Below are 20910 nucleotides of genomic sequence, written 5' to 3' on the forward strand. Positions count from 1 at the left end.
GCACGTGAGCGAGCAGGAGGGGGACCGCAGAATGGGCAACGTGGTCGACGCACAGCGCGAGGTGAAGCGGTCGCGGTACGCGGTGGCCGCCGTCTTCGCGGTGCACGGCGCCGTGACCGGCTCGTTCGCCACCCGGGTGCCGTGGATCCAGGACCACGCGGGCGTGAGCGCCGGTCAGCTGGGCATCGCCCTGGCCTTCCCCGCGCTCGGGGCCTCCCTCGCCATGCCGCTCGCCGGCAGTGTCAGCCACCGCTTCGGCGCCCGCAACGCACTGCGCGGCCTGATCGCCCTGTGGACGCTGTCGCTGGTACTGCCGTCCCTCGCGCCGAACCTGCTCACGCTCTGTCTCGCCCTGTTCGTCTACGGCGCGACGGCGGGTATGGCGGACGTGGCGATGAACGCGCTGGGCGTGGAGGTCGAGAACCGTCTGGACCGGTCGATCATGTCCGGGCTGCACGGCATGTGGAGCGCGGGCGCCCTGGTCGGTTCCGCGGCCGGCACGCTCGCCGCGCACCTGGGCTCGGACGCCCGGCTGCACCACGTCCTGGCGGCCGCGGTCCTCACCGTCGTCGGCGTGCTGTCCTGCCAGTGGGTGCTCGACCTGCAGCCCGCCGAGGACGAGGAGCCGCCGCCGCGGTTCGCGCTGCCGCCCCGCTCGGCGCTGCTCATCGGCGCGATCGGGTTCTGCGCGGTCTTCGCGGAGGGCGCGAGTCTGGACTGGTCGGCCGTCTACCTGCGGGAGCAGCTGGAGACCTCGGCCGGGCTCGCCGCGGCCTGCACCACCGGTTTCACGCTCACCATGGCCGTCGCCCGGATCGCCGGCGACAAGGTGGTGGACCGCTTCGGAGCCGTGCGGACCGTGCGGGCGAGCGGGGTGTTCGCCGTCCTCGGCGGGCTGCTGATCGTCCTCGCCGAGCACCCCGCTGTGGCCATGACCGGGTTCGCGCTGATGGGACTGGGCATCGCCGTGGTCGTGCCGCTGTGCTTCGCGGCGGCGGGCCGCAGCGGCGCCAACCCGAGCCTGGCCATCGCGGGCGTCGCGACCATCACCTACACCTCGGGCCTGATCGCGCCGAGCGCGATCGGCATGCTGGCCCAGGCGACCAGCCTGATGGTGTCGTTCTGCCTGGTGACGCTGCTCTCGGGCGGCCTGGTCGCCTTCGCCCGGGTGCTGCGCCCCGGCGACCGGGTGAAGATCAGCCGGCCGGACGCAGCAGTTCCCGACCCGCGGCCCTGAACTCCTCGCTCCACGGGGCCGGGCGCAGCGTGGCGGCGTCCAGCCGGACCAGCACCCGGGTCCCGCGGGCGTAGGTGGTCACGCCGTCGGCCGAGCAGAAGCGGAACCCGTACGTGAGCCCGGTCGTGCCGAGCCGCTCCAGCCAGAGGTGGACGGCGTACGGGCCCGGCCGGGTCACCGGGGCCTCGTACGTGATCGTCAGTTCCTTCACCGCGTTGCAGGCGTCGCCCGCGGCCGCCCAGTCGCCCTCGAAACGGATGCCGCGCTCCTGCCACAGGTCGGTCCAGGCCCGCTCCACCATGAGCGGGTAGCGGGCGTTGTGCAGCAGGCCGAGGGCGTCCAGGTCGTCGAAGTGGACGGTGACGGGGACCAGCCGGCCGTGGGACAGGGCGGGGGCGGGAAGGGCTTCGGCGGTCACGGGCGGGGCTCCTGGGCGTGCGGATCGGTGGTCACTACAGCGACCGCCATCCTAAGCGTCCGCTCATGTGTACGGAGCATGCCCCGTCAGCCCGGACAATGGTCCGGACTCAGCTGCCCGTACGACGAAAGCGACACCCCCATGGATCTCGGCGTCCGCTGGAAACTGCACGGCGACGGACGCGTTCCGGCGCCCGGTGCGGTGGTCCGGCCCGATGAGCGGCTCTCCTGGCCCCGCACGGCCGGGCTCGGCGCCCAGCACGTGGTGGCCATGTTCGGGGCGTCCTTCGTCGCCCCGGTCCTCATGGGCCTGGACCCCAACCTCGCGATCATGATGTCGGGCGTCGCGACCATGGTGTTCCTGGTGGCGACGCGCGGCCGGGTGCCCAGTTACCTGGGATGCTCCCTCTCCTTCGTCGGGGTGGCCGCGGTGATCCGCGCGCAGGGCGGCAGCAGCGCCACCGTGACCGGCGCGGTGTTCGTCGTCGGCGCCGCGCTGTTCCTCGTGGGGCTCGCCGTGCGGCGGTTCGGGGCCCGCATCATCCACGCCGCGATGCCGCCGATCGTGACCGGCGCGGTGGTGATGCTCATCGGCTTCAACCTGGCACCGGTCACGGCCGCGACGTACTGGCCGCAGGACCAGTGGACGGCCCTGCTGGTGATGCTGTTCACCGGCCTGGCGGTGGTCTGCCTGCGCGGCTTCTGGTCCCGGATCGCGATCTTCCTCGGCCTGGTCTTCGGCTACGGCATCTCCTGGGTCTTCGACCTGGTCTTCGGGAAGATCCACTCGGCGGACGGCAGCGGCAAGGTCACCGACCACTGGCGGCTGGACCTCTCCGGCGTGGGCCAGGCCGACTGGATCGGGCTGCCGACGCTGCACGGGCCGTCCTTCGAGTGGTCGGCGATCCTGGTCGCCCTGCCGGTCGTCATCGCGCTGGTCGCGGAGAACGCCGGGCACGTGAAGGCGGTCGGCGAGATGACCGGCGACCCGCTGGACGACAAGCTCGGCACGGCGATCGCGGCCGACGGCGTCGGCTCGATGCTGTCCACCGCGGTCGGCGGCCCGCCCAACACCACCTACTCCGAGAACATCGGCGTGATGGCCGCGACCCGCGTCTACTCGACGGCCGCCTACTGGGCGGCGGCCGGCTTCGCCCTGCTCTTCGGCCTCTGCCCGAAGTTCGGCGCGGTCGTCGCGGCGATCCCGGGCGGAGTGCTCGGCGGCATCACCGTCATCCTGTACGGCATGATCGGCCTGCTCGGCGCGCAGATCTGGATCAACGCCGAGGTGGACCTGCGCAATCCGCTGAACCTGGTCCCGGCGGCGGCGGGCATCATCATCGGCGTCGGCAACGTGTCGCTGGAGTTCACCGACACCTTCTCGCTCAGCGGCATCGCGCTCGGCACGGTGGTCGTGATCACCGGCTACCACGCGCTGCGCGCCTTCGCCCCGGCCCATCTGAAGACGCAGACGCCGCTGCTGGACGAGGGCACCTCTTCCTACGACGACGCCAAGTCGTAGGCGTAGGAGGCGGTGAAGGTCCCCGGCCTGCCCTTGCAGCCGTCCGACTCCCCCGGCAGCTTGACCCACAGGTAGGCGTCGATCCGGGGCTCACCGGTGGCCAGGGTCGGGGCCCGGCCGAGGCTGCGCCCCGCGGGGTCGCACCACTCGCCGTCGGCCGGGGCGCCGTTGCCGTTGCGGCTGGTGTCGATGACGGCGCCGAGGCCCGCCGGTCCGCCGAGCGCGTCCAGGACCCGCCGGTCGTAGGCGATCTCGTCGGCGGTGGTGTGGAAGTTGGAGACGTTGCTGAAGATCCCGTCCGAGGACTCGGGTGAGGCGGCACCGGCCTGCCGCAGCCAGGCGGCCTGCTTGCCGGGCGCGTTCCAGCCCGAGTGGCCCGCGTCGAAGTAGACGCGGGCCCGGGGGTTGGCGGCCTTCAGGACGCGTCCGGCCCGGGCCAGGGAGGCGAAGCGGTCGGCACGCTCACCGGCGGAGAGGCACCCGGCCTGGGCGACCGAGTCCGGCTCCAGGACGACGATGACCTCGCCGGAGCCGAGCCCCTCGGCGAACCGGTCGATCCAGGCGTCGTAGGCGTCCAGGTCCGGCGCCCCGCCCTGGGAGTGGCCGCCGCAGTCCCGGCCGGGGATCGCGTACGGCACGAGGACCGGCACCCGGCCCTGGGCGGCCCCGCCGGAGGTGACGGCGGCGACCCGGTCGGTGAGGGTCCGCGGCGCGTACTCGGCGAACCAGACCGCGGCAGGCCGCGCGGCGATCCGGGACGCGATGACCGCGTGCCGGGGGTCGCCGGAGTGGGTGCGGACCCAGTCGAGCACCTGGGAGTCGGGGTGGCGGTAGAGCCGGCCCGCGGCCGGGGCACTGCGCCGGTGCCGCACGGCCCCGCTCCTCGACGGGGACGGCGGGGGCGAGGCACTGGCGCCCGGGGCAGCGGAAGCCGACGACTCGGCCGCTGACGGGGACGGCGCCGGCAGCGCCGGCAGGGGCGCCAGCCGTGGGGATGCGGTCACCCCGGGGGTCCTGGCCCGGCCGGTACCGCGTGGTCCGCCGTCCAGCGCGGAGAGCGTTCCGGCGACCGCTCCGGCCACGACCACGACGGAGGCCACGGCGACCATCGCGCCGCGCCGGGCGGCACGCCTGCGCGCGGCCCTGCGGGCGGCCAGGCGCTGGGCACGCGAGCCTGCCACGCTGTCGCTCCCCCCTCCCCCTGCGGCGGGCGGTGTTCCCCCGTTTCGGGGAAGCGCCGGGCCCGCCGGTACTCCCGCCAGCCTAGAGCTGGGACTCTGCCCGCATGCCGCGATGCGAACAAGTCCCCCCAGCCGTGGACACACCGGTCGACGCAGTGATCCGCCGTATGCGCGCCCTCGACGCGGCCCTGCACCCGCGGGACGGGGTGGCGGTGTTCAACCGCGTCTATCTCACCGTGACGGAGACGGTGGACGGGTACGTCGACGCGGGGCGGTTCGCGGACCCGTACGCCGCGATCACCCTGGACGTACGGTTCGCGCGGCGGTATCTGGACGCCGTCGGGGCGGCGGCGCGGGACCGCCGCGCACCGGCCTGCTGGCGGCCGCTGTTCCAGTTCCGCCGCCATCCCGGGGTACGACCGCTGCAGTTCGCGCTGGCGGGCATCAACGCGCACATCGGGCACGATCTCGCGCTGGCCGTCGTGGACACCTGCCGTACGCTCGACTGCGCTCCGGCCGAGCTGGAGGACGAGTTCGACACCGTGGGCGATCTCCTCGTGTCGCTGGAGGAGCGCATCCGCGAAGAGCTGATGCCGGGCCCCGACCTCCTGCAGATCGCCGACCCGCTGACGCACCTGCTGGGCTCCTGGAGCCTGGACCGGGCCCGCGACGCCGCCTGGACGGCGGCCCGCGCCCTGTGGGCCCTGCGTGAACTCCCCGACATCGCCGGGGAGTTCACGGAACGCCTGGACACGGCGGTGGGACTCGCGGGGCGCATGCTGCTCACGCCGCTGGCCGAACCGCCGTTCCGGGACTAGTCCTCCGGCAGTTCCACCGGCGCGATCTCGTCGTACACGTCGCCCGGGCCCGGGTTGGTCGGGTCGGTCGTGCCGCCGAGGTGGTGCATGACGCCCCAGACCGCGTTGAGGGCGGTCTGGACCGCGCCCTCGGCCCAGCCGGCCGTCCAGGAGATGTCGTCGCCGGCGAGGAAGATGCCGCGCTTGTCCTCGGGCAGCCGGTCCTGCATGAAGTGCGTGAACAGGCGCCGCTGGTAGCGGTAGTGGCCGGGCAGGTTCGCCTTGAACGCGCCCATGAAGTAGGGCTCGTTCTCCCAGGAGACGGTCACCGGGTTGCCGATGATGTGCTTGCGGATGTCGACCTTGGGATAGATCTCGCCGAGCGACTTCAGCATGACCTCCATCCGCTCGTTCGCGGACAGCGGCAGCCACTTCAGGCTGTCGTCGCACCAGGTGTACGACAGGCAGATGACGGCGGGCTTGTCCGGGCCGTCGTCGAGCAGGTAGGTGCCGCGCGTCATGCGGTCGGTGAGCGTCATCGACATGACGTCCCGGCCGGTCTCCTCGTCCTTGTCCAGCCAGAACGGGCGGTCCACCGGCACGAACAGCTTGGAGCTCTCCATGTAGTGGGTGCGCTCGATGGCCGTCCAGTGGTCGATCGGGAAGAGCGAGTCGTCGCAGTCGATCTTCGACAGCAGCATCCAGGACTGGGCGGTGAAGATCGCCGCCTTGTAGGTGCGGATGTCGCCGCGCGCGTCGGTCACCGTGATGCGGTTGCCGGCCGTGCGGTGCAGCCGGGTCACCGCGGGGCGGGGGGCGCGGCCCTCGTGCAGGCCCGCCAGCGAGGTTCCCAGGGGCCAGTGGACGATCTTCTGCGGCTCGCGCTCCCACAGGCGCAGCGGCAGCTGCTGGGAGCCGCCGACGATGCCGCGGTGGTGGTCGTCGGCCTCGGTGTAGACGACACGCAGGATCTCCAGGATGGAGTTCGGGAAGTCGGTGTCCCAGCCGCCCGTGCCGAAGCCGACCTGCCCGAAGATCTCCCGGTGCCGGAAGGACTTGAAGGCCTCGGAGTCGCAGAGGAACCCGTAGAAGGTCTGGTTGTCGAGCTTCTCGACGAGCCTGGACCAGATCTCGCGGATGCGCGGGACGTCCCGCTCGCGCAGCGCCCGGTTCATGTCGGAGAAGTCGGCGCCCTCCTCCAGGCACCGGCCCCAGGCCTCGGCGACGTCCCGGTAGACCTGCGGCAGGTCCTCGATCGTCTCGGCGTAGTGCGACTCGCCCTTGAGGTCGACGACGGTCGACGGGGTCGTCTCCGCGAGGGGGTTGGGGAACGGCCGCGTCCGGAGACCGACGAGGTCGATGTAGTGCTGCAGGGCCGTGGAGGACGGCGGGAAGCGCATCGCGCCCATCTCGGCGGTGAGGGAGTCGTCGCAGCCCTCGAAGCCGACCGTGCGCAGCCGCCCGCCGATCTGGTCGGCCTCGTAGACGACCGGCTTGAGGCCCATTTTCATCAGCTCGTACGCGGCGACGATGCCGGACAGGCCGCCGCCGATGACCGCGACCTCCGTGCCGTGCTCGGTCGCGGGTATCTGGCCGAGGCCCGCGGGGTGGGCGAGGAAGTCGTCGTAGGCGTACGGGAAGTCCGGGCCGAACATGGTGATCGGCGGCTGCTGCGCGTCTGCGTGCTCGACGGCGTTGGGCACGGTGGACGTCATGGGGTGCGGACTCCTTGCACAGAGGGGTGGAACAGGCGGGTGAGGCGGTGTCAGACGAGCGACCCGTACAGGCCGGGGCGCCGGTCCCGCAGATACGGGTTGTTCTCGCGCGACGCGGCGAGGAAGGCCGGGTCGACGTCGGCCAGGACGAGGTCCTCGCCCCGCCCGGCCCGGGTCCGGGCGATGCCGTCGGGCCCGGCGAGCGTGGACAGGCCCACGAACTCGAACTCGCCCTCGCGGCCGACCCGGTTGACGTACGCGACGTACATCTGGCTCTCGAAGGCCCGCACCGGGATCATCGACTCGGCGACGAACTGGAAGGGGTGCATCTGCGCGGTCGGGACGACCAGCAGGTCGGTGCCGGCCAGGGCGTGCGCGCGGACGTTCTCCGGGAACTCCACGTCGTAGCAGATGAGGAGGCCGACGCGCACGCCGTCGATCTCGGCCTGGACGACCTGCTGCTCGCCGGGCGTGAAGTGGTCGCGTTCGAAGCAGCCGAAGAGGTGGGTCTTGCGGTAGTTCGCCAGCCGGGTGCCGTCGGCGGAGATCAGCTGGGCCGAGTTGAACACCGTCTCGCCGTCCCGCTCGGGGTAGCCGTAGGCGATCGCCAGGCCGTGGCTCGTGGCGATCTCGGCGATCGCGTCGGCGCAGTCGCCGTCGGCGGGCTCCGCGAGCCGAGCGATGTCGTCGCCGATCGCGTATCCGGTCAGGAACATCTCCGGCGTGAGCAGCAGCCCGGCTCCCGCGGCGGCGGCCCGGCCCGCGGCCTCGTCGAGGACCTTGAGGTTCTCGACGGTGGAGCCGGGGCGGCCGGAGCTCTGGAGCAGGGCGGTGCGCATGCGTGTTCCTCACCGGGGCGGAAGGGTGGCTGGAGGGCCCACCGGATGGTTGAAGGGGCCACGTAGACGGTACGGGCGGCTGACCAGGGCGGACAAGCGGGAGCCGTTGCGCGCCGGTGGACGGTTCGTTGCGCGCTTGGCGGGGCCGGCGGCGATTCGTTGCGCGACTTCGGGCCCGGCCCCGCTCCTCCTGGGAGCGGGGTCCGGTCCGGTCCTCTCCGCCGCACGGCGGAGGCGGGGTCCCGTCCGCAGCGCGATGTCCCGTCCGCACCGGGCCGGGAGAGTGGGGGCTGTCCACTCGACCTGCGGAAAGGGACCCAGATGAAGCGGCGTACCAAGATCGTCGTGCTCGGCTCCGCACTGCTGCTCACCGCCGGGGCGGCCTCGGCCGCGACCGCGTCGGAGACACCCCGGCCGCCCGGGGCGGCCGTGTCGGAAGCACCCCGGCCGCACGCGACGGCGGCACCGGTGACGGACCGGCCGCGCGAGGCGGCGGCCCTCACCGGCACCGCCAAACTGCACCGCTCGGCCGGGGACGACATCACCTTCTCCTTCGACGCGCACCTGGCCGCGCAGGACGAGGCCGACCCGATGAAGGCCACCGGCACCTTCGCGTTCAGCCACTACCGGAACGGCAGCGGGGCCCGGGCCGAGGTCGCCGTCGACTGCCTGCTGACCGGCGGCAAGGTCGCCGTCGTCTCGGGCATCGTCACGGAGTCCGACCTGCCGGGCGTCGAGGGCAAGCGGGTCGGGGTCACCGTCCACGACCTCGGCCGCCACGACCGGCTCGGCTACAGCTGGGCCGCCACGGGTACCCCCGCCGAGATGGACGGGCTGCCCAAGTGCGTGAGCTCCGCCCCCTTCGAGAAGGTCGCGAAGGGGACGGGCGACTTCACGGTCGTGCCCTGGCAGCCCGACTTCTGACCAGCACCAGGGCCGTCACCAGGTAGGGCACCGCCAGCACCGCGAAGACGGTGCCGTGGGGCAGGCCGGCACCGAGCAGCGCGTATCCGCCGAACGTGGCGACCGTGGCCAGCTCGGTGCCCAGGCTCGCCACCGAGGTGAGCGTGGCCCGGCGCGACTCCTCGATCCGGTGCTGGAGGCGGACGTCGGCCAGCACCTCCGCCGGCTGGAACGCGGCGAAGGCCAGGCCCACGAGGGCGACACCCGCGAGTGAGCGGGAGGCGGCGCCCACGGCCAGGGCGAGCGCTCCGCCCGCGAGCAGGGCCGCCAACCCGGCCGTGCCGAGGCGCTCGGCCGGTCCGGCCAGGAGGCCGCCGGCGGTGGCCCCCGCCCAGATCAGCATGACCAGGTAGGGCACCGTCGTCTCCGCGACGCCGATGTCCCGGACCAGCAGCGGGGTGTACTCGTCGAGCGCGCCCCACACCGCGGCGACGGCCGGGACCAGCAGCAGGGCGCCGCGCACCGCACGGTCCCTGCGGACTTGGGCGAGCCCGGTCCGCAGGGTCACCGCCCAGTTCTCGCCCGTGGCCCCCGGGCGCTTCCGGTGCTCGGGGAGCCGGGCCGCGGTCAGGGCGGTCAGCACACAGGCCAGGACGCTGGCGGCACCGACGGCCGCGTACCCGCCCTGGGCGAACACGGGCCCCGCGAGGCCGAGGGAGGCCACGGTGCCCGTCAGCCGCGCGGCCCGGGCCCGGCCCATGACCCGCGCGTACCGGCCGGTGGCGCCGAGGTGGTCCAGCTCGTCGTAGACGAGGGCCTCCAGCGCTCCGGAGCCGAGCGCGCCGCCGGCGCCCCACAGGACGAAGCCGGCCGCGAAGGTCCCGTACGACGGGAGGGCCGTCCACAGTGCGAAGCCGGCGGCCGTGAGCAGCGGGCCGATCCACAGCAGCCGGCGGCGCGAGACGGCGTCGGCCCAGGCGCCGGAGGGCACTTCGAGGAGCACGCCGGTGACCGACCACAGGGCGAACAGGGAGGAGATCTGCCAGAGCGACAGGCCGGTGTCGGCGAACAGCAGCGCGTACACCGGGTAGAGCAGGACGAAGTCGTCGAGGAACGCGTAGCCGTACAGCGTGGTCGTCAGCCGCCGGACACCGGTGACGGGCACGCGTGCGGGTGAGAGTGTCATGGGGCCTTCCCGTGAGGACCGATCGGACGCCGGAGGTACGGCGGCCGGGGCGGTCCCCGGGAGGCACGGCGGGTGGATCAATGTCGCCAGGTCATGACACCGATGCTAGGCCCGGCGTGAGGACCGGGCCACGGGTTTACGTGGGCGACCCCGACGAGAAGCGCCGCAGCAGCGGCGACAGGACGAGCACGGACTTGGTCCGCTCGACGAACGGCTCCCCGGCGATGCGCTCCAGGACCCGTTCGAAGTGCCGCATGTCGGAGGCGAAGACCTGCGCGATCGCGTCCGCGTCCCCGGTGACGGTGGAGGCGGCCACGACCTCCTGGTAGCGCTCCAGGCCGCGCTGGATGGTCTCCGGGGAGGTGTTGCCGCGGCAGTAGATCTCGACGAACCCCTCGGTCTCCCAGCCGAGGGCGCCCGGGTCCACGCGGACGGTGAAGCCGGTGATGGCACCGGTGGCCCGCAGCCGGTCGACGCGCCGTTTGACGGCGGGCGCGGACAGGCCGACGAGATGGCCGATGTCGGCGTAGGAGCGGCGGGCGTCCTCGGCGAGGGCGTGCACGATGCGTTCGTCGAGATCGTTCAGCACTGTGGGTCGTTCACTTCTCGGAGGGTGCCAGTCGGGAACGGCGGTAGCCGTACACGAAGTAGAACACGAGCCCGGCGGCCATCCAGACACCGAAGACCACCCAGGTGACGGTCGACAGGCTGCCCATCATCCAGACGCAGAAGGCGAAGCCCAGCGCGGGCAGGACCGGCGAGAGCGGCACGCGGAAGGTGCGCGGCAGGTCCGGCTTGGTCCGGCGCAGCACCACGACGGCCACGTTGACCAGCGCGAAGGCGAACAGGGTGCCGATGCTGGTGGCGTCGGCGAGCTGGCCGAGCGGGATCGCGGCGGCCAGCACGCCGCAGAAGAGGGAGACGATCAGGGTGTTGGCACGGGGCGTGCCGGTCTTCGGGTGGACCCGCGCGAACACCTTGGGCACCAGGCCGTCGCGGGACATGGCGAACAGGATGCGGGTCTGGCCGTAGAGCACGGTCAGCACGACGCTCGCGATGGCGATGACGGCGCAGAACGCCAGCAGCGTGCCCCAGAACGTCTGCCCGGTGACCTCGCGCATGATCTGGGCGAGCGCGGCCTCGGAGTCGGTGAAGTTCCGCCAGGGCTTGGCGCCGACGGCGACCGCGGCGACCAGGACGTACAGCGCGGTGACGATGACCAGCGACAGCATGATCGCGCGGGGCAGGTCGCGCTGGGCGTCCTTGGCTTCCTCACCGGCGGTGGAGGCGGCGTCGAAGCCGATGTAGGAGAAGAACAGCGTGGCACCGGCGGCGCTGACCCCGGCCATGCCGAGCGGCATGAAGTTCTCGTAGTTGCCGGAGCGGAAGCCCTGGACGCCGATGGCGCAGAACAGCACCAGCGCGCCGATCTTCACGACGACCATGATCGTGTTGGCGCGGGCGGACTCGCGGGCACCGCCCAGCAGGAACGCCATGGCGAGCAGGACCACGATCAGCGCGGGCAGGTTGAACACGCCGCCGTCGCCGGGCGGGGCGGACAGGGCGGCCGGGATGGTGACGCCTATGGTCCCGTCGAGCAGTTCGTTGAGGTACTCGCCCCAGCCGACCGCGACGGCGGCCACGGACACGCCGTACTCCAGGACCAGGCACCAGCCGCAGATCCAGGCGATCAGCTCGCCCATCGTTGCGTACGCATACGAGTAGGAGGAGCCGGAGACCGGGATGGTGCCGGCCAGTTCGGCGTAGGACAGGGCCGAGAACAGGGCGGTCAGGCCGGCGATGACGAAGGAGAGGGTGACGGCCGGGCCCGCCTTCGGGACGGCCTCGCCGAGGACCACGAAGATGCCGGTGCCGAGGGTGGCGCCGATGCTGATCATGGTGAGCTGCCACAGCCCGAGGGTGCGCCGCAGCGACCCTCCCTCGCCCTGGCCACCCTCCGCGACCAGGCGTTCCACGGGCTTGCGGCGCATGAGGCGCGCGCCGGTTCCCGGGGACGAGGGGGCGGCTGTCTGGCCTGGGTTCTGCGGGGGTGCGCCTTGGTCGAGCACGCGCTGGCTCCTTCATCGCTGCCGGTCAGGGCGGCAGGGACCGCGGGCACCCTTGAGCAGGGACCCGTCGAGCGGAGTCCCCGCCACGCCACGTACGAGGCGACAGCCTATGAGGAGGGGCGTTGCTGTCGAAATGCAGCAACCTTGCGCATCCACGCAAGATCATTGCGTGCCTGGGGGCTGACCGGAGGTTCGTTGCACCGCCGCTTTCGACCGTTGCGCGGGCGCACGCGAACGGCCCCCGCCCCTCCCTGCCGGGCAGGGGGAACGGGGGCCGTAGGGACGGCAGTTGGGCCGGTCAGCTCCAGCTGGCGTGCAGCGGCTTGCCCTCGGCGTAGCCGGCGGCGCTCTGGATGCCGACGATGGCCTTCTCGGCGAACTCCTCCAGGGAGCCGGCGCCGGCGTAGGTGCAGGAGGAGCGGACGCCCGCGATGATCGAGTCGATCAGGTCCTCGACGCCGGGGCGGGCCGGGTCGAGGAACATGCGGGAGGTGGAGATGCCCTCCTCGAACAGCGCCTTGCGGGCCCGGTCGTAGGCCGACTCCTCGGAGGTGCGGTTGCGCACCGCCCGGGCGGAGGCCATGCCGAAGGACTCCTTGTAGGCGCGGCCCTGGGCGTCGTGCTGGAGGTCGCCCGGGGACTCGTAGGTGCCCGCGAACCAGGAACCGATCATCACGTTGGACGCGCCGGCCGCGAGCGCCATGGCCACGTCGCGGGGGTGGCGGACACCGCCGTCGGCCCACACGTGCTTGCCGTACTTCCTCGCCTCGGCGGCGCACTCCAGCACGGCGGAGAACTGCGGCCGGCCGACGCCGGTCATCATGCGCGTGGTGCACATGGCGCCCGGGCCGACACCGACCTTGACGATGTCGGCGCCCGCCTCGATGAGGTCGCGCACGCCCGCGGCGGCCACCACGTTGCCCGCGACGACCGGCACCTGCGGGTCGAGGTCGCGCACCAGCTTCAGGGCGCTGATCATCGACTCCTGGTGGCCGTGCGCGGTGTCGATGACGAGGGTGTCGACGCCCGCGTCCAGCAGCTGCTCGGCCTTGCCCGCGACGTCGCCGTTGATGCCGACGGCGGCGGCGACGCGCAGCCGGCCCCGCGCGTCGGTGGCCGGGGTGTACAGCGTGGCGCGCAGGGCGCCCTTGCGGGTGAGGATGCCGGCGAGCGTGCCGTTCCTGTGCACGGCCGGGGCGTAGCGGCGGTTGGCGTGGTCGAGGGTGCCAAAGGCCTCGCCGGGGTCCATGTCGGCGTCGATGAGCAGCAGGTCCCGGGACATGACCTCGGAGAGCTGCGTGAAGCGGTCGACGCCGGAGAGGTCGGAGTCGGTGACCACGCCGACCGGCTTGTGGTCCTCGTCGACGACGACGCCCGCGTTGTGCGCCCGCTTGGGCAGCAGCGCCAGGGCGTCCGCGACGGTCTGGTGCGGGGACAGGATGATCGGGGTGTCCAGCACCAGGTGGCGGCTCTTGACCCAGGAGACGACGTCGGTGACGACGTCGATCGGAATGTCCTGCGGTATCACCACCAGGCCGCCGCGGCGGGCCACCGTCTCGGCCATGCGGCGCCCGGCGATGGCGGTCATGTTGGCGACGACGAGCGGGATGGTGGTGCCCGTGCCGTCCGGGGAACTGAGGTCGACGGCCTGCCGGGAGCCCACCGAGGAGCGGCTCGGCACCATGAAGACGTCGTCGTACGTCAGGTCGTACCCGGGCTGGATGTCATTGAGGAAACGCACGTGCTGCACATCCCAGTCGATCAGAGGTGACCCCCCGACCGGCCGGCCAGGGGGAAAAGAGCACGTACTTCATTCTCCCATGCCGGGCGCGCGAACCACCCCCGACAGATCGTCCAGGCTGGTCAGGGGGTGTTCGGAGGATTCTCCAAGCGCGCCTTCAGGAGCCCAGGGTCACGAAGAGACCCGGGCCCCGGTCCGTCGCCTCGGCGAAGATCTCCTCGGCGACCTGCCACTCCTCGGGCCGCGCCCCGGCGAAGGCCCGCCAGCCCGTGACGACGACCAGCAGCCCCCGCTCTCCCGCGCCCTCGGGCCAGAGCGCGGGGTCGGACAGGCAGTCGGCGAGGGCGTCCCAGTTGCGGCCGAACCACGCGGGCAGGGACAGGTCACGGGCGCAGCGGTCCATGAGGCCCGCCTTGTCCGTGACCCCGTCGAGGTCGAGGACGAGGACGACCCGGCCGGCCGGGTCGTCCGGTACCCCGTGCGCCTGGTCCGCCACCCGTCAGACCCCGTCCGGGTCGGCCCGGTTGAGCGCGGGCTTCGGCGCCGGGCCCGCCGTCATGAGGTAGTCCGCGGCCGACGTGTCCGTCACCAGGCTGGTGACGAGACCGGAGCGCAGTACCGCGTCGATCGCGGGCCCCTTGCGCTGCCCGCCCGCGATCGCGACGACCTCGGGGATCCGGCGCAGCTGGTCGGCCTTGACGGTGATGCACCGCTCGCCCAGGTCCCGCCCGACCCGGCGGCCCTCGGCGTCGAAGAGGTGCGCGGACATCTCGGCGGCGACCCCGAGGGAGGCGTAGTGCGCCCGCTCCTCGTCGCTGAGCATGTCGTGGACCGTGGAGATGCCCGGCTCCCAGGAGCCGATGGAGACACAGGCGACGGTGACCTTGTCGAAGTGCTCGAAGGCCCGGGCGATGCCCGTCTGGTTGCGCAGCGCCGCGGCCGTGGCCGCGTCGGGCAGCAGCATGGGCGCGTAGATCGGGTGGGCGTCCCCGCCGGCCACCTGGGCGGCGCGGCGCACGGCCTCGACCGAGCCGCGCTCGGCGGTCCCGGCGTCGTACACGCCCGTCAGCTGCACCACCGTGCACGGGGGCAGCCGGTCGAGCGCCGCCGCCATGTGGATGGTGGAGCGGCCCCAGGCCAGGCCCAGCACGTCACCTTCGTCGACCAGCTCGCCGAGCAGGTCGGCGGCCACCTCTCCCAGGTTCTCGGGGTCGGGCGTCTCCTCGGCCTCGGCCGGGGATTCGACCACGACGGCGTGCCTGAGGCCGTAACGGGCGCGCAGCGCGTCCGAGCGCTCGGCGTCCAGCTCCGCAGGCACACGGATCTCGATACGTACGAGATCCCGTTCGAGGGCGGTCTCCAGGACCCGGGCCACCTTGAAGCGGCTGACGCCGAACTCCTCGGCGATCTGGATCTTGGACTTCCCCTCGAGGTAGAAGCGGCGGGCCATGGCCGCCGCCTGCACCAGCTCAGCGGGTCCCATCCGCATGGCTGACCGGCCCGCCGACATACCCGACACGGCGATCTCCTCACTGCTGTTCACACTCTGGATTCGCCGTTCATCCTTGCAGATCCGGCGCGGATGATCAGCCCTGATGAGAGCCGTTCACTTTGCTGTGGCTCAGTGGTCGCAGGCCCAGGAGGCCTTCGCCGTCGTCGCCTCGGCCTGGGTGCGTAGTGCACGTACCGCCTCTGCCGGGTCGTTTGCCCCGTAGACCGCCGATCCGGCCACGAAGACGTCGGCTCCGGCGTCCGCGCAGCGCTCGATGGTGGACGCGGAGACTCCGCCGTCTACCTGGAGCCAGAGCTCGAGGCCGTGCTTGTTGATCAACTCGCGGGTGCGGCGAATCTTCGGAAGCATGATGTCGAGGAAGGCCTGTCCCCCGAAGCCCGGCTCGACCGTCATGATCAGCAGCATGTCGAGCTCGGGGAGCAGGTCCTCGTACGGCTCGATGGGGGTCGCGGGCTTCAGCGCCATGGAGGCGCGGGCGCCCTTGGCCCGGATCTCCCGCGCGAGCCGGACCGGGGCGGCGGCGGCCTCGACGTGGAAGGTGACGGAACCGGCCCCCGCTTCCACGTACTGGGGCGCCCAGCGGTCGGGGGCCTCGATCATCAGATGGCAGTCCAGCGGGGTGTCCGTCGCACGGGCCAGTGACTCCACGACCGGCACGCCGAGCGTGAGGTTCGGGACGAAATGGTTGTCCATGACGTCGACGTGGAGCCAGTCGGCTCCCTCCACGGCCTTCGCCTCGTCCGCGAGGCGGGCGAAGTCGGCGGACAGGATGCTGGGGTTGATCTGCACGGCCATGTCCTAAGACTGCCATGCCCCGCGGGGGTTGTGAGCATCGGTCCCGGGTGGTCTGTCGGGTGCGGGCCGGAAGCGGCCCGCCGCACGGTTCCGCGCGCGCCTCACGGGGCGCCGCGGCGGAGGGGGTTGCCATGAGACAGGGCGTAGCGCATCTCGTCTGCGGGCGACGGGCCAAGTGGCTGGTGGTGGCGCTGTGGCTGGTGGTGCTGTTCGTGGCCGCGCCGTTCGCCATGAAGCTCACCGACGCGCAGGACAACGACGCGGCGTCCTGGCTGCCGGGGTCCGCGGAGTCGACGCAGGTGCTGGAGGCGTCCGAGGACTTCCGGCCGGAGCAGATCCCGGCGATCGTGATCTACGCGCGCGACAGCGGCCTGACCCCGCAGGACCGGGCGGAGATCGCCGAGGACGTCCGGCAGCTGAAGCAGCTGAGCGACCACGGGATCATGGGCGAGCGGACCCGCGGCCCGGTCTTCGACCGGCCGGCCGATCCGCGGGCGGCGCAGGTCTTCGTGCCGATCACGATGGACGAGAAGGGCTGGGAGCGGATCGCCCCGGCCGTCGACTCGATCCGGGAGGACGTCGGTGAGGGCGGCGGCGGACTGGCCGTGCACATCACGGGCCCGGGCGGCACCTCGGCGGACTTCGCGGAGGCCTTCGAGGGCATCGACTCGACGCTGCTGTTCTCGGCGATGGCGGTCGTCGTCGTCATGCTGCTGATCACCTACCGCAGCCTGACTCTTCTGCTGGTCCCCCTGATCGCGGTGGTGTGCGCCCTGTTCGCCTCGCAGGCGCTGATCTATCTGCTGGCCGAGCACGCGGGCCTGACCGTCAACGGGCAGAGCGCCGGCATCCTCACGGTGCTCGTCTTCGGCGCGGGCACGGACTACGCCCTGCTGCTGGTCGCCCGCTACCGGGAGGAACTGCGCCGGCACGAGGACCGGCACGAGGCGATGGCCCTGGCGCTGCACAGGGCCGGCCCCGCGGTGCTGGCCTCCGGCGTGACGGTCGTGCTGAGCATGCTGGTGCTGCTGGCCGCAGAGATGAACTCCACCAGGGGCCTGGGCCCGGTCGCCGCGATCGGGGTCGCGGTCGCCCTGCTGGCGATGATGAGCCTGTTCCCGGCCCTGCTGGTGGTCGTCGGCCGGTGGATCTTCTGGCCGGTGATCCCGCACTACGGCGCGCCCGACCCGACCGAGCACGGCATCTGGGCGCGCACCGGGCGCCGGATCGCCCGCCGCCCCCGCATGACCTGGGCCGTGACGGCCCTGGCCCTGGCGGTGTGCTCGCTGGGCCTGATCCAGCTGCGCGCGGAAGGCATCAGCAACGCCGACGCCTTCACCGGGAAACCCGACTCGATCACGGGCCAGGAGGTCTCGGCGCGCTACTTCCCGGCGGGCAGCGGTGATCCCCTGGTGATCATCAGCAACCAGGCGCAGGCCGTGCAGGTGGGCCGCGCGGTCGCCGGGACGCCCGGCGTGGTCCCCCAGTCCCTCGGCCTGCCGCCCGGCACGAAACCGGCCTTCGAGGGCAGGGTCCTGTTCGAGGCCACCATGACCGCCCCGGCGGACAGCGAGGCCGCCAAGCAGACGGTGGAACGGGTCCGGGACGCCGTGCACGCGGTGCCGGACGCCGACGCCCAGGTGGGCGGCGGTACGGCGGCCCTGCTCGACATGGACCGCGCGACCACGCACGACAACCTGCTGATCATCCCGCTGGTGCTGCTCGTGGTGCTGCTGATCCTCGGCGTCCTGCTGCGGGCGCTGGTCGCCCCGCTGCTGCTGATCGGGACGGTGATCCTGTCGTTCGCGGCGGCGCTCGGCATCAGCGCGCTCGCGTTCCGGTACGTCTTCGACTACGCGGGCGAGGCGACCGACTTCCCGCTGTTCGTCTTCGTCTTCCTGGTGGCCCTCGGCATCGACTACAACATCTTCCTGACCACCCGGATCCGCGAGGAGGCGGCCCGTCAGGGCACCAGAGCGGGCGTGGTCACCGGCCTGGCCGCCACCGGGGCGGTCATCACCTCCGCCGGACTGGTCCTGGCCGGCACCTTCGCCGCCCTCGGCACCCTGCCGATGGTCGGCTTCGCCGAGATCGGCTTCGCGGTCGCCCTCGGCGTCCTCATCGACACCTTCATCGTGCGCTCGGTCCTGGTCACGTCCCTGTTCCTGGACGTGGGCCCGAAGGTGTGGTGGCCGCACCGGCTGGCGCGGGAGGACGGCGGTGCGGCGTCCCGGGAGAGCGTCGGCGCGGGGGTCAGCCGGTCCGGCGAATGAGCGCCAGGTACATCGCGTCGGTCCCGTGCAGATGCGGCCACAGCTGCACGTCCGGACCGTCGCCCAGGTCGGGCACGCCGGGCAGCAGGGGCCGGGCGTCGATCAGATCGGTCTCCGGGTGCTGCTTGAGCACGTCGGCGACCACGGCCCGGGTCTCGGCGAGGTGCGGCGAGCAGGTCGCGTAGCCCACGACGCCGCCGACCCGCACCGACTCCAGGGCGGTACGCAGCAGCCCGCGCTGCAGCGGAGCGAAGCCCTCCAGGTCCTCGGGGCGGCGCCGCCAGCGTGCCTCCGGGCGGCGGCGCAGGGCGCCGAGGCCGGTGCACGGCACGTCGACCAGCACCCGGTCGAAGCTGCCGGGCCGCCACGCCGGGCGGGTCCCGTCCGCGGCGATCACCTGGTACGGCCCCGGGTTGCCGTCCAGTGCCCGGGCCACCAGCCCGGCTCGGTGGGTCTGCTTCTCGGAGGCGACGAGCAGGGCACCCCGCTCGGCGGCCAGCGCGCCGAGCAGCGCCGCCTTGCCACCGGGACCGGCGCACCCGTCGAGCCACCGCCGGTCGGAACCTTCCACCGGGGCGTTGGCGAGGGCGATCGCCACCAGCTGACTGCCCTCGTCCTGCACGCCCGCGCGCCCGTCGCGCACCGCCGGCACGGCGCCGGGTTCACCGCCCTCGCTCAGCCGCACCGCGTACGGCGACCAGCGCCCGGGCACGGCGGCGTCCACGGCCATCAGTTCCCCGGCGGTGGCCCGGCCGGGCCGCGCCACGAGCGTCACCTCGGGCCGCTCGTTGTCGGCCCGCAGCAGCTCCTCGATGCCGTCGCGCCCGCCGCCCAGCGAGTCCCACAGCGCGGAGACGACCCACCGCGGATGCGAGTGCACCACGGCGAGATGGTCCTCGGGGTCGTCCTCGTACGGCGGCGCGACCCGCTCCAGCCAGCCGTCCAGGTCCTCCCGCGCGACCTTGCGCAGCACGGCGTTGACGAACTTGGCCCGCCCGTCGCCGAGCACGACCCGGGCGAGCTCGACGGTGGCGGACACGGCCGCGTGCGTCGGGATGCGCGTGCCGAGCAACTGGTGCGCGCCGAGGCTGAGCACGTCCAGCACCGGCGGGTCGACCTCGCCGAGCGGCCGGTCGACACAGGTCGCGATGATCGCGTCGTACGTGCCCTGCCGCCGCAGCGTCCCGTACACCAGCTCGGTGGCGAGCGCCGCGTCCCGCGCGTCGAAGTCGCCCTTGTCCCGCGCCTTGCGCAGCAGCGGCGGCAGGACGAGGTTGGCGTAGGCGTCCCGCTCGTCCACGGCCCTCAGCGCCTCGAAGGCGAGGATACGGACGGGGTCCTTCTGGGGCCGACGGTAGGGCTTGCCGGACGGGCGGGGCCGACGGGGCTGGTCACTCACGAAAAAGGTGCTCCGGGTATCAGAGGAGGTGCGCGCTCCAGCCTACGCCGCGACGCGGTGCGGCCGGGGTGAGGGGGAAGGGGAACGAAACGGGCGGGGCGACAGGAGACGGGACGCGCCGGGCGAGCGGCGACGGCCACCCGCCGGGCGGTCCCGCCGGTCAGCTCCCGAGCCGCTCCCCCTCGGCGATGCGCACGCCGCGCGCCCAGTCCGCCGCCCGCATCGGCTTCTTGCCCTGCGCCTGCACCCACAGCAGCTCCACGCCGTACGACCCCGTCCCGACGTGCACGCTGTTCTTGCCGGCGGCGATCCGCCCGGGCGCGAGGTCCGTCCGCTCGGGCACGGGGACGGCCTGGATGAGCTTCAGGCGCTCGCCGCGGAACGTGGTCCAGGCGCCGGGCGCCGGTGTGCAGCCCCGCACCAGGCGGTCGACGCGCAGCGCGGGCGCGTTCCAGTCGACGCGGGCGTCCTCGACGTTGACCTTGGGGGCCAGGCTGACGCCCTCGGCCGGCTGCGGGACGGCCTTCAGCGTGCCGTCCTCGATGCCGTCCATGGTCGCCGCGAGCAGCCCCGACCCGGCGAAGGCGAGCCGGGTCAGCAGGTCCCCGCTGGTGTCGGTGGGCCGGATCTCCTCGGTCACCGTGCCGTACACGGGACCCGAGTCGAGCCCCTCCTCGATGAGGAACGTGGAGGCGCCGGTGATCTCGTCCCCGGCCATGATGGCGTGCTGCACGGGCGCGGCACCCCGCCAGGCCGGCAGCAGGGAGAAGTGCAGGTTGACCCAGCCGTGTGCGGGAATGTCGAGGGCGACCCGGGGCAGCAGCGCGCCGTAGGCCACGACCGGGCAGCAGTCCGGGCCGATCTGCCGCAGCCGTTCCAGGAACTCGGGGTCCTTCGGCTTCACCGGCTTCAGCACCTCGATGCCGGCCTCCTCCGCACGCTCCGCGACGGGGGACGCGACGAGCCTGCGTCCGCGCCCGGCCGGCGCGTCGGGCCGGGTGACGACGGCGGCCACCTCGTGCCGCCCGGAGGCGAGGAGAGCGTCCAGGGCGGGAACGGCGACCTCGGGGGTACCGGCGAAGACGAGCTTCATGGGGTGGTGGCGGCCTCTCGGTCGGGGGCGATCACGTGCAACGCCCAAGTCTATGAGCCGGGAACGGTTCGCTGCCGACGGCCGGTGTCCGAGGCGCACGCCCCGCGCAAACGGGCGCACGCATATGCCCCCACGCCCCCACACCGTGACCAGCGGAGCGAATCCGCGTTGGTCAAGACAGAGTTGACCACAACGGGCCGCGATCGCGGCCCATTCCTTTCAACGCCGGT

General features: G+C 72.8%; 18 protein-coding genes. 5 read left to right on the top strand and 13 right to left on the bottom strand.

All coding sequences use genetic code 11. From position 1 onward, the window contains the following. The first annotated feature begins 31 nt into the window (after positions 1–31). Positions 32–1237, top strand: coding sequence for an MFS transporter (locus ACF07N_RS35120; protein ID WP_383334980.1), 1206 nt, complete (start codon positions 32–34; stop codon positions 1235–1237). On the opposite strand, the gene ACF07N_RS35125 is transcribed toward ACF07N_RS35120, so the two are convergent. Then, positions 1197–1655 (bottom strand): acyl-CoA thioesterase, encoded by a 459-nt coding sequence (locus ACF07N_RS35125; protein ID WP_383348751.1) that lies wholly within the window; start codon positions 1653–1655, stop codon positions 1197–1199. The genes ACF07N_RS35120 and ACF07N_RS35125 overlap by 41 nt on opposite strands. A gap of 141 nt (positions 1656–1796) precedes the next feature. Between ACF07N_RS35125 and ACF07N_RS35130 the strand changes: the two genes are divergently transcribed. Next, on the top strand, positions 1797–3176 hold the full coding sequence (locus ACF07N_RS35130) for a uracil-xanthine permease family protein (protein WP_383334929.1): 1380 nt from the start codon (positions 1797–1799) through the stop codon (positions 3174–3176). Here ACF07N_RS35130 and ACF07N_RS35135 read toward each other — a convergent pair. Continuing rightward, complete coding sequence (locus ACF07N_RS35135; protein WP_392120854.1) at positions 3155–4285, bottom strand: glycoside hydrolase family 6 protein; 1131 nt, start codon at positions 4283–4285, stop codon at positions 3155–3157. The genes ACF07N_RS35130 and ACF07N_RS35135 overlap by 22 nt on opposite strands. A 176-nt stretch (positions 4286–4461) precedes the next feature. On the opposite strand from ACF07N_RS35135, the gene ACF07N_RS35140 reads away from it, so the two are divergent. Then, positions 4462–5175 (top strand): DUF5995 family protein, encoded by a 714-nt coding sequence (locus ACF07N_RS35140; RefSeq protein WP_383334931.1) that lies wholly within the window; start codon positions 4462–4464, stop codon positions 5173–5175. On the opposite strand, the gene ACF07N_RS35145 is transcribed toward ACF07N_RS35140, so the two are convergent. After that, positions 5172–6869, bottom strand: coding sequence for a flavin monoamine oxidase family protein (locus ACF07N_RS35145; RefSeq protein ID WP_392120810.1), 1698 nt, complete (start codon positions 6867–6869; stop codon positions 5172–5174). The genes ACF07N_RS35140 and ACF07N_RS35145 overlap by 4 nt on opposite strands. Before the next feature lie 50 nt (positions 6870–6919). Beyond that, positions 6920–7708 carry a carbon-nitrogen hydrolase family protein gene (locus ACF07N_RS35150; protein ID WP_392120812.1) on the bottom strand — a complete coding sequence of 263 codons (789 nt, stop codon included), beginning with the start codon at positions 7706–7708 and terminating at the stop codon, positions 6920–6922. Between the two features lie 321 nt (positions 7709–8029). On the opposite strand from ACF07N_RS35150, the gene ACF07N_RS35155 reads away from it, so the two are divergent. Then, positions 8030–8632, top strand: a complete 603-nt coding sequence (locus ACF07N_RS35155; protein ID WP_392120814.1) for a Repetin — start codon at positions 8030–8032, stop codon at positions 8630–8632. On the opposite strand, the gene ACF07N_RS35160 is transcribed toward ACF07N_RS35155, so the two are convergent. The 7 genes from ACF07N_RS35160 to rpe form a co-directional block, all read right to left on the bottom strand. Further along, entirely contained in the window at positions 8601–9797 is a 1197-nt protein-coding gene (locus ACF07N_RS35160; protein WP_392120816.1) for an MFS transporter, read from the bottom strand. The genes ACF07N_RS35155 and ACF07N_RS35160 overlap by 32 nt on opposite strands. A gap of 136 nt (positions 9798–9933) precedes the next feature. Then, positions 9934–10386 (bottom strand): Lrp/AsnC family transcriptional regulator, encoded by a 453-nt coding sequence (locus tag ACF07N_RS35165; protein ID WP_031116678.1) that lies wholly within the window; start codon positions 10384–10386, stop codon positions 9934–9936. A 10-nt stretch (positions 10387–10396) separates the two neighbouring features. Then, positions 10397–11866, bottom strand: coding sequence for an amino acid permease (locus ACF07N_RS35170; RefSeq protein ID WP_383334941.1), 1470 nt, complete (start codon positions 11864–11866; stop codon positions 10397–10399). A gap of 298 nt (positions 11867–12164) precedes the next feature. Continuing rightward, positions 12165–13607: a GuaB1 family IMP dehydrogenase-related protein gene (locus ACF07N_RS35175; RefSeq protein ID WP_392120818.1), complete on the bottom strand. Its 1443-nt coding sequence runs from the start codon at positions 13605–13607 to the stop codon at positions 12165–12167. 157 nt (positions 13608–13764) lie between these two features. Continuing rightward, positions 13765–14103, bottom strand: coding sequence for a barstar family protein (locus ACF07N_RS35180; protein WP_392120820.1), 339 nt, complete (start codon positions 14101–14103; stop codon positions 13765–13767). A gap of 3 nt (positions 14104–14106) precedes the next feature. Then, positions 14107–15150, bottom strand: a complete 1044-nt coding sequence (locus ACF07N_RS35185) for a sugar-binding domain-containing protein (RefSeq protein ID WP_311687798.1) — start codon at positions 15148–15150, stop codon at positions 14107–14109. 78 nt (positions 15151–15228) lie between these two features. After that, positions 15229–15915 (bottom strand): ribulose-phosphate 3-epimerase, encoded by a 687-nt coding sequence (rpe, locus tag ACF07N_RS35190; protein ID WP_383348765.1) that lies wholly within the window; start codon positions 15913–15915, stop codon positions 15229–15231. 131 nt (positions 15916–16046) lie between these two features. Here rpe and ACF07N_RS35195 point away from each other — a divergent pair, with 131 nt between their 5' ends. Continuing rightward, positions 16047–18188 (top strand): MMPL family transporter, encoded by a 2142-nt coding sequence (locus tag ACF07N_RS35195; protein WP_392120823.1) that lies wholly within the window; start codon positions 16047–16049, stop codon positions 18186–18188. Here ACF07N_RS35195 and ACF07N_RS35200 read toward each other — a convergent pair. Together ACF07N_RS35200 and fmt are read right to left on the bottom strand one after the other, a co-directional pair. Continuing rightward, on the bottom strand, positions 18169–19587 hold the full coding sequence (locus ACF07N_RS35200; RefSeq protein WP_392120825.1) for an RsmB/NOP family class I SAM-dependent RNA methyltransferase: 1419 nt from the start codon (positions 19585–19587) through the stop codon (positions 18169–18171). The genes ACF07N_RS35195 and ACF07N_RS35200 overlap by 20 nt on opposite strands. Positions 19588–19747: 160 nt before the next feature. Further along, complete coding sequence (fmt, locus tag ACF07N_RS35205; RefSeq protein ID WP_392120827.1) at positions 19748–20680, bottom strand: methionyl-tRNA formyltransferase; 933 nt, start codon at positions 20678–20680, stop codon at positions 19748–19750. Between the last annotated feature and the right edge of the window lie 230 nt (positions 20681–20910).

It is taken from the genome of Streptomyces sp. NPDC015242, from assembly GCF_043079125.1.
GTDB lineage: Bacteria > Actinomycetota > Actinomycetes > Streptomycetales > Streptomycetaceae > Streptomyces.